Origin of the sequence: Pseudomonas sp. K5002, from assembly GCF_013386655.1 — a bacterium.
Taxonomy (GTDB): Bacteria; Pseudomonadota; Gammaproteobacteria; order Pseudomonadales; family Pseudomonadaceae; genus Aquipseudomonas.
The window spans coordinates 1-4,397 of the sequence record NZ_JACARK010000751.1 but is presented as its reverse complement, the minus strand read 5'-3'; the positions used below and the strand labels follow the sequence as shown (position 1 = coordinate 4,397).

General features: G+C 59.5%; 6 protein-coding genes. All 6 read right to left on the bottom strand.

Annotated features, from left to right (window positions below):
* The coding region (locus HX846_RS27680) for an Hpt domain-containing protein (protein WP_178966512.1) at window positions 1-389 on the bottom strand (389 nt) is incomplete at its 3' end.
* Window positions 390-400: 11 nt separating this feature from the next.
* The gene (locus tag HX846_RS27675; protein WP_003214538.1) at window positions 401-1,189 is read right to left on the bottom strand and encodes a protein phosphatase CheZ; all 789 of its coding nucleotides are present in this window, start codon (window positions 1,187-1,189) and stop codon (window positions 401-403) included.
* Window positions 1,190-1,207: 18 nt separating this feature from the next.
* Entirely contained in the window at window positions 1,208-1,582 is a 375-nt protein-coding gene (locus HX846_RS27670) for a chemotaxis response regulator CheY (RefSeq protein ID WP_005790040.1), read from the bottom strand.
* 170 nt (window positions 1,583-1,752) lie between these two features.
* On the bottom strand, window positions 1,753-2,493 hold the full coding sequence (gene fliA, locus HX846_RS27665; RefSeq protein ID WP_008434817.1) for an RNA polymerase sigma factor FliA: 741 nt from the start codon (window positions 2,491-2,493) through the stop codon (window positions 1,753-1,755).
* Entirely contained in the window at window positions 2,490-3,323 is an 834-nt protein-coding gene (gene fleN / locus HX846_RS27660) for a flagellar synthesis regulator FleN (RefSeq protein ID WP_003192912.1), read from the bottom strand. The genes fliA and fleN overlap by 4 nt, the downstream gene beginning before the upstream one ends.
* Before the next feature lie 120 nt (window positions 3,324-3,443).
* On the bottom strand, window positions 3,444-4,397 hold a 954-nt coding region (gene flhF / locus HX846_RS27655; RefSeq protein ID WP_178966511.1), incomplete at its 5' end, for a flagellar biosynthesis protein FlhF.

Here is a 4,397-nt window from a genome sequence, read left to right as displayed (position 1 = left end):
GCAGGTTCCGCCAGGCGCGCCAGGGCGGCCAGCAGTTCCGGCGTGGCGGCAGTGATCGGTGCGCGCTCGCGCACTTCACTGAACATGCCGTTGACCGCGTCCAGTGCTTCCAGGATCACGTCCATCAGTTCCGAGTCGACGTGCCGCTCACCCTTGCGCAGGATGTCGAACACGTTCTCGGCGATGTGACAGCACTCCACCAGCTCGTGGAGCTGGAGGAAGCCGGCGCCCCCTTTTACAGTGTGAAAACCGCGAAAAATTGCATTGAGCAGGTTCGCATCATCCGGTCGGCTTTCCAGCTCGACCAGTTGTTCGGACAGTTGCTCTAAAATTTCGCCGGCCTCTACAAGGAAATCCTGAAGGATTTCTTCATCGGCGCCGAAGCTCATGGGTGTGCTCCTTAGAAGCCTAAACTGGACAGCAAATCGTCTACGTCGTCTTGCCCGGATACAACGTCTTCACGTTTATCGGCATGAATCTGCGGACCTTCACCCTTGGCGAGGTGTTTTTGTGGATCTTTTTCAGAAAGGATCGCTGCGCGGTCATGTTCGATGCCGGCAAACCGGTCGACCTGGCCCGCCATCAACACCAGTTTGAGCAGGTTGCTTTCCACTTCGGTGACCAGTTGGGTCACACGCTTGATCACCTGACCGGTGAGGTCCTGGTAATCCTGGGCCAGCAGAATGTCATTGAGGTTGCTGGAAACCGTGCGGTTTTCCTGCTCGCTGCGGGACAAAAAGCCCTCGACCCGACGCGCCAGCTCACGAAACTCCTCAGCGCCCACTTCCCGACGCATGAACCGGCCCCAGTCAGTGCTCAGGGCCTTGGCTTCACTGGCCATACCGTTGACCAGAGGCGTGGCGTTTTCCACCAGGTCCATGGTGCGGTTGGCCGCCGCCTCAGTCAGCCTGACCACGTAGGACAGGCGTTCGGTGGCATCCGTGATCTGCGAGATTTCCTCGGCCTGGGGCATGTGCGGGTCAATCTGAAAATTGACTATCGCACTGTGCAACTCACGGGTGAGCTTGCCCACTTCCTGGTACAGGCCGCGGTCACGGGTCTGGTTGAGCTCATGGATCAACTGCACCGCGTCGCCGAACTGGCCTCTTTCAAGGCTTTCGACGAGTTGATGAGCATGTTTTTTCAGGGTCGACTCAAAGTCGGCCTGCGATGATTCTTTATGCTCCATAGCTCCCCCGTGGCAGCATCAATGACCGATGCGTTCGAAGATCTTTTCGATCTTCTCTTTCAAGGCCAGTGCAGTGAATGGCTTGACCACGTAGCCGTTGACCCCGGCCTGGGCGGCTTCGATGATCTGTTCACGCTTGGCTTCAGCGGTCACCATCAGCACAGGCAGGCTGCGCAGTTTTTCATCAGCGCGCACGTGGCGCAGCAGATCGATACCGGTCATGCCCGGCATGTTCCAGTCCGTTACCAGAAAGTCGATGCTCCCGCTGTTGAGGATCGGAATCGCCGTAATACCGTCATCCGCCTCGACCGTGTTAGTGAACCCAAGGTCACGCAACAGGTTTTTTATGATCCGCCGCATCGTTGAGAAGTCATCAACGATGAGGATTTTCATGTTCTTGTCCAATTCGACCTCCAAGCAGTCTTAAACGCGCCCAGCACCTGGGCGCGCCATATCAATCAACAGGCGTTACACAAAAAGGACTACCGGGGGCGCACCACGGGCCAAGCCCGTCCGGGCGCAGGGCCTGGACGGTATCGTTCGCAGTGTCCCCACACTGCCTGTCAGCGCGCTCGCCACTCTCCCAAACGCCCCCGCAAGCGGGCCGCGCACTGGCTGTGTAACTGGCTGACCCGCGATTCGCTGACCCCCAGGACCTCACCGATTTCCTTGAGGTTCAGCTCTTCGTCGTAGTACAGCGCCAACACCAGTCGCTCACGCTCCGGCAAATTGGCTATCGCGTCCGCCAGCGCGCTCTGGAAGCGTTCATCTTCCAGGTCCCGTGACGGTTCGAGATGGGCACTCGCGCCGTCCTCGTGCAGCCCTTCATGTTCGCCGTCCTGTAAAAGGTCGTCGAAACTGAACAGCCGGCTGCCCAAGGTATCGTTCAAAATCCCGTAGTAATCGTCGAGACTCAATTGGAGTTCGGCCGCAACTTCATGATCTTTAGCGTCGCGACCGGTTTTTGCTTCAATTGAGCGAATTGCGTCACTCACCATCCGCGTATTGCGGTGCACTGATCGCGGCGCCCAATCACCTTTACGCACTTCATCGAGCATGGCCCCACGGATACGGATACCCGCGTATGTCTCGAAACTCGCGCCCTTGCTCGCATCGTACTTGGTCGACACTTCAAGCAGGCCGATCATCCCGGCCTGGATCAAGTCCTCGACCTGCACGCTGGCAGGCAAGCGCGCCAGCAGGTGATAGGCAATGCGCTTGACCAGGGGCGCATAGCGCTCGATCAATTCGACTTGACTGTCACGTGCCGACTTCTTGTAAAGGTTGTAGCCGCTGGCTGTCATAGCACCGGTCCTGCGCTCGTCTGATGCACCAATCGCTCGACGAAAAACTCCAGATGCCCCCGGGGATTGGCGGGCAACGGCCAGGTATCGACCTTCTGGGCAATAGCCTTGAACGCCAATGCGCACTTCGAACGAGGGAACGCTTCATAGACCGCACGCTGCTTTTGCACGGCCTTGCGCACACACTCGTCGTAAGGAACTGCGCCAACGTATTGTAAGGCGACATCGAGGAAGCGATCCGTGACCTTGGTCAACTTGGCGAACAGATTCCGCCCTTCCTGCGGGCTTTGGGCCATGTTGGCCAGCACGCGGAAGCGGTTCATGCCGTAGTCGCGGTTGAGCAGTTTGATCAGGGCGTAGGCGTCGGTGATCGAGGTGGGTTCGTCGCACACCACCAGCAACACTTCCTGGGCTGCGCGCACGAAACTGACCACCGACTCGCCGATCCCGGCGGCGGTGTCGATCACCAGTACGTCGAGGTTGTCGCCAATGTCGCTGAACGCCTGAATCAGGCCGGCATGTTGCGCCGGACTCAGGTGCACCATGCTCTGGGTGCCGGAAGCGGCCGGCACGATGCGAATCCCGCCGGGGCCTTGCAACAGTACGTCGCGCAGCTCACAGCGGCCTTCGATGACATCGGCCAGGGTATGTTTGGGCGTCAGTCCCAGCAGAACGTCGACGTTCGCCAGCCCCAGGTCAGCATCCAGCAGCATGACGCGACGGCCAAGCTCTGCCAGGGCCAGGGACAAATTCACTGACACGTTAGTTTTCCCGACGCCACCTTTGCCGCCGGTCACCGCGATCACCTGTACGGGATGCATGCTGCCCATTTTATTTCTTTACCTTGTCTTGCTTAGACGCAGGCTACATAAGTTGGCCGCGCGAACTGCTGGCAGGCCATCGATGTAGATACTTTTCACTGTCATTTTTAAATAGAAAGCCATGATGCCTCAGCCAACTCGCTTGTTCGGGCTGTGGTAGAGGTCAGCAAACATGTCAGCCATCGCTTCCTCACTGGGTTCTTCCTGCATTTGCACGCTGACAGCCCGGCTGACCAACTGATGACGGCGCGGCAGATGCAGATCATCCGGGATCCGCGGCCCGTCGGTCAGGTAGGCGACCGGTAATTCATGACTGATTGCCAGGCTCAATACTTCGCCCAGGCTTGCCGTCTCATCCAGTTTAGTCAGGATGCAACCCGCCAGCCCGCAGCGCTTGTAGCTGTGGTAGGCGGCGGTCAATACCTGCTTCTGGCTGGTAGTGGCAAGCACCAAATAGTTTCTGGATTTGATCCCGCGCCCGGCCAGGCTTTCCAGCTGCATGCGCAGGGCCGGGTCGCTGGCTTGCAGGCCGGCGGTGTCGATCAGCACTACGCGCTTGCGCAGCAACGGGTCGAGGGCGTTGGCCAGGGACTGGCCCGGGTCGACGTGGGTCACCGGCACATTGAGGATGCGGCCCAGGGTCTTGAGTTGTTCCTGGGCGCCGATGCGGTAGCTGTCCATGCTCACCAGCGCGATGTTCTGGGCGCCGTACTTGAGCACGTAACGTGCGGCCAGCTTGGCCAGGGTGGTGGTCTTGCCCATGCCGGCCGGGCCGACCATGGCAATCACACCGCCTTCTTCCAGGGGTTCGATTTCCGGGGTGACGATCATCCGCGCCAGGTGGGCCAGGAGCATGCGCCAGGCCTGGCGAGGTTCTTCAATTTGCGTGGTCAGTTGCAACAGGTCGCGGGACAACGGGCCGGACAGGCCAATGCGTTGCAGGCGACGCCACAGGTTGGCCTGTTGTGGCTGGCTGCCCTGCAACTGGTTCCAGGCCAGCGAACCCAGCTGCACTTCCAGCAGTTCACGCAGGCCGTTGAGTTCGAAGCGCATCGAGTCGAACACCCGCTGGTCTACCGCCGG

Excerpts from the sequence above, each read along its gene's own strand:
- fliA (WP_008434817.1), bottom strand. The coding sequence starts at position 2,493 with ATGACAGCCAGCGGCTACAACCTTTACAAGAAGTCGGCACGTGACAGT.
- fleN (WP_003192912.1), bottom strand. The coding sequence starts at position 3,323 with ATGGGCAGCATGCATCCCGTACAGGTGATCGCGGTGACCGGCGGCAAA.
- HX846_RS27670 (WP_005790040.1), bottom strand. The coding sequence starts at position 1,582 with ATGAAAATCCTCATCGTTGATGACTTCTCAACGATGCGGCGGATCATA.
- HX846_RS27675 (WP_003214538.1), bottom strand. The coding sequence starts at position 1,189 with ATGGAGCATAAAGAATCATCGCAGGCCGACTTTGAGTCGACCCTGAAA.